The 3,182-nt window shown below is 64.9% G+C and carries 3 protein-coding genes; 1 reads left to right on the top strand and 2 read right to left on the bottom strand.

Annotation, left to right across the window (positions count from 1 at the left end; genetic code table 11):
• Positions 1 to 127 precede the first annotated feature (127 nt).
• Complete coding sequence (locus tag JNN06_RS01755; RefSeq protein ID WP_291237880.1) at positions 128 to 889, top strand: ABC transporter ATP-binding protein; 762 nt, start codon at positions 128 to 130, stop codon at positions 887 to 889.
• A gap of 159 nt (positions 890 to 1,048) precedes the next feature.
• Here the strand turns inward: JNN06_RS01755 and JNN06_RS01750 are convergent, their stop codons facing one another.
• Entirely contained in the window at positions 1,049 to 2,644 is a 1,596-nt protein-coding gene (locus JNN06_RS01750) for an ABC transporter substrate-binding protein (RefSeq protein ID WP_291237879.1), read from the bottom strand.
• A 65-nt stretch (positions 2,645 to 2,709) separates the two neighbouring features.
• Positions 2,710 to 3,182: arylesterase (locus JNN06_RS01745; protein ID WP_291237878.1), on the bottom strand; the 473-nt coding region annotated here is incomplete at its 5' end.

Below are 3,182 nucleotides of genomic sequence, written 5' to 3'. Positions count from 1 at the left end.
CGCGCGACATGGATCAGGCCCGCCACCCCTCTACCCGTGGCCTTTTGGCCGCGCAGCCCCGCATTGGCGGCCCGCGCGCACCCTTGGCCGTGCTGGACCGCCGCCCCGAATGGAAGGAGCCGCAGCCATGACCGTTTCGGTCGAGATCGAAAATCTCTCCATCGTGTTCGGCACCGGCCCCGACGCCGTGCGCGTCTTGCCGGGGGTCAGCTTTTCCGTGGCGCCCGGCGAATGTTTCGGGCTGGTGGGCGAAAGCGGGTCGGGCAAATCCACCGTGCTGCGCTGTGCCGCCATGCTGACCGATTTCTGGACAGGCCATGTGCGGATCGGCGGTCGCAGTGTCCGCGCCATCCCCCTGAAAGAGCGCTGCCGCCTGCTGCAAATGGTGTTTCAAGACCCCTATGGCAGCCTGCATCCGCGCCAGTCGGTGCGCAGCGTGCTGGCCGAACCGTTGCGCATTCACGGGCTGAAGGATGCCGAGGCCCGGATGCAGCGCGCCCTCACCGATGTGGGCCTGCCACTGGATTTTCTGGATCGTTTCCCGCATCAGCTTTCGGGCGGGCAGCGGCAGCGCGTGGCGATTGCGCGGGCGCTGATCCTGGAGCCTGCCGTGCTGCTGCTGGATGAGCCGACCAGCGCGCTGGATGTCTCGGTGCAGGCCGAGATCTTGAACCTGCTGACCCGGCTGCGGGCTGAGCGCGGCTTTACCTATATCATGGTCACGCATGATCTGGCGGTGGTGGATCACATGTGTGACCGCTTCGCCGTCATGCTGCATGGCGAGGTGACCGAGGTTCTGCCGCGCAGTGCCATTCCCGGCAATGAGGCCACGCATCCCTATGCGCGAGAGCTGATTGCCGCCTCGCTGGAATATGAGGGCGGGCGCTAAGACCGCCGCTGCCCAGCCAACCCGAAAGCCGCGCCCCAAACTGGGCGCGGCTTTTTCGTGGGGATGCCCCGCCCGGCAGTGCCGATCTTGGCGCCGCCCGTTCGACATGGCAAAACGGGCGCATCCTGCGATGCGCCCGCTTGTCTGACTTGCGCGGGATCAGCGCGCCTTGGTCACCGTTTCAAACCGCGACAACCAGGGGCTGACGATCATGCCCTGCACATCGGTCTGATAGGCCACGGTATCCTCCACCTCGGAGAAAGGCAGGATCGACGGCACGGTTTCGTCAATATGCACCTGAATCGCCTCATAGGCCTTGATCTGCGCGGCGGGGTCTTGCTCCAGCAGGGCCGCCTCGATCATGCCATTCAGCGCCGCATCATAATAGCTGGTGCGCCAGCCCTGATAATTGGTCAGCTTGGCTTCGTCGCTGTTGTCGGGGTTATAGGCCAGCGCGCGCAGGTTGCTGTCGGGATGCGGCTGTTGCCCGCCACCGCCCCGGCCCACCAACAGCTCGAAATTCCGCTCTCGCATCGCGCCATAAATCTGATCGCCCGAGCCGGTGATCAACTCGGCCTCGATGCCTGCCTGCGCCAAAGTGTTCTGAATGGCCGTCGCCGCTTTCAGGAACGGGTCTTCCGACAGCACCCGCAGCGTGACCTTGAACCCGTCGGCATAACCCGCCTCGGCCAGCAGGGCTTTGGCTCCGGCGACATCCAGCTTGTAGCCCTGATCCGGCAAAAGCCCGATCACGCCGCTGGACAGCGGGCGCTGATGCGGCTTGCCGTAATAGGGCATGACGGCCTTGTTGATGCCCTCGTAATCAATCAACAGGCGCAGCGCGGCCCGGACCTTGGGGTTGGCCAGCCGCTCGTCCTTCATCGACACGGCCAGATAGTAGAAGCCCGCGCCGGGGGTGGAGGCGATGGTGATCGCCTCATTGCCTTCCAGCGAGGCCAGATCCGGGGCCTGCATCGAATAGGCCACGTCGATGTCGCCCTGTTCCAGCATCAGGCGCTGCGATTGCGATTCCGGCAGGTGGCGCATCAGCACGCGGGTCATCGCCGGGGCCGGACCCCAATAGCCGTCATTACGGGTCAGGATGATATATTCGTTCGAGGCCCATTGCGTGAGGGTGAACGGGCCAGAGCCGGCGGAGTTCAGCGTCAGCCATTCAGCCCCCAGATCGCCCGCCTTTTCATTCGCCATCACGGTCTTGCTGTCGAGGATCGAGCCCGGCCCGTTTTGCGCCAGAACCATCAGCATCAGGTTCGGGTCATCCGGCTGCGGCAGGGTGATCACCACCGTGCGCGCATCTTCCGCCACAAAGTGCTGATCCGCCGTTTCGGCCTTGAAGCCGCGGGTTTTCAGGAAGGACGATTGCGCCAGATTGATCGTCATCAGGCGCTTGAGGCTCCAGACCACATCCTCGGCGGTCACCGGATTGCCGCTGGCAAATTTCGCATCGGCGCGCAGGGTGAAGCGGATCGACATGCGATCCGGCGCAATCTCCCATTTTTCAGCAAGACGCGGCTGGATCGAGCGATCCTTGTCAGACAGGATGACCAGCGTGTCATAGATATTGTTCAAAACCTGCACCGTCTCGCGACCGGTGATCGCCGCCGGATCGAGCGTCAGGATATTGTTCATCGTGGTCGCCACGATCAGTTGATCATCAGGCGTTTCGGCCCAGGCCAGTGGCGCCGCGCCCATCAGCAAGGCAGACATCGCCGCCGAAAGCAGAAAATGTTTCATGGTTCCTCCCGTTGGTGCCGTGTCCGGGCGCACGGCTCGCCTTTGCCCTGCTGGCTGACCTTCGGTCAACCGAGGATCTTCAAGACCGGCGCCACCAGGGCCCGGCCGATCGCTGCGCTGTCCTCCGCCTCCAGATGCACGCCATCGATAGCGCTGGACCGCGCCACCGAACCCGCATCGAAGAACCCGCATCCGATCTCGGTCGCCAGCGCCGCATAAAGCGGCGCCAGCAATTGCGACTGCGCCAGACTGCGCCCGCCCCGCGCCTCGGCCCCGCAGGCGGGCGGCGCCACCAGCAGCAGGCTCGGCAGCGCGCTGCGCGGTTTGTAAGGAAAGGTGGCCACGATCTCGGCCAGCCGCCGCATCCCGGCCTGCGCCGAAAGCGCCATGCCGCCATGCACCGGCTTCAGGTCATTGGTGCCCAGCATCAGGATCACAAGGTGCAGCGGCATCTGCGCCGAAAGCGCCAGCGGCAATGCCTTGGCCCCGTTGCGCGGCGCGGCACCGGCGTCGTCATCCCGGCAGGTGGTGCGCCCGC

The organism is Gemmobacter sp. (assembly GCF_016792925.1).
In the GTDB taxonomy this organism is placed as follows: Bacteria; Pseudomonadota; Alphaproteobacteria; order Rhodobacterales; family Rhodobacteraceae; genus Gemmobacter.
Note: the sequence above shows the minus strand (reverse complement) of the source record. Positions and strands in the feature narration are given on the sequence as shown.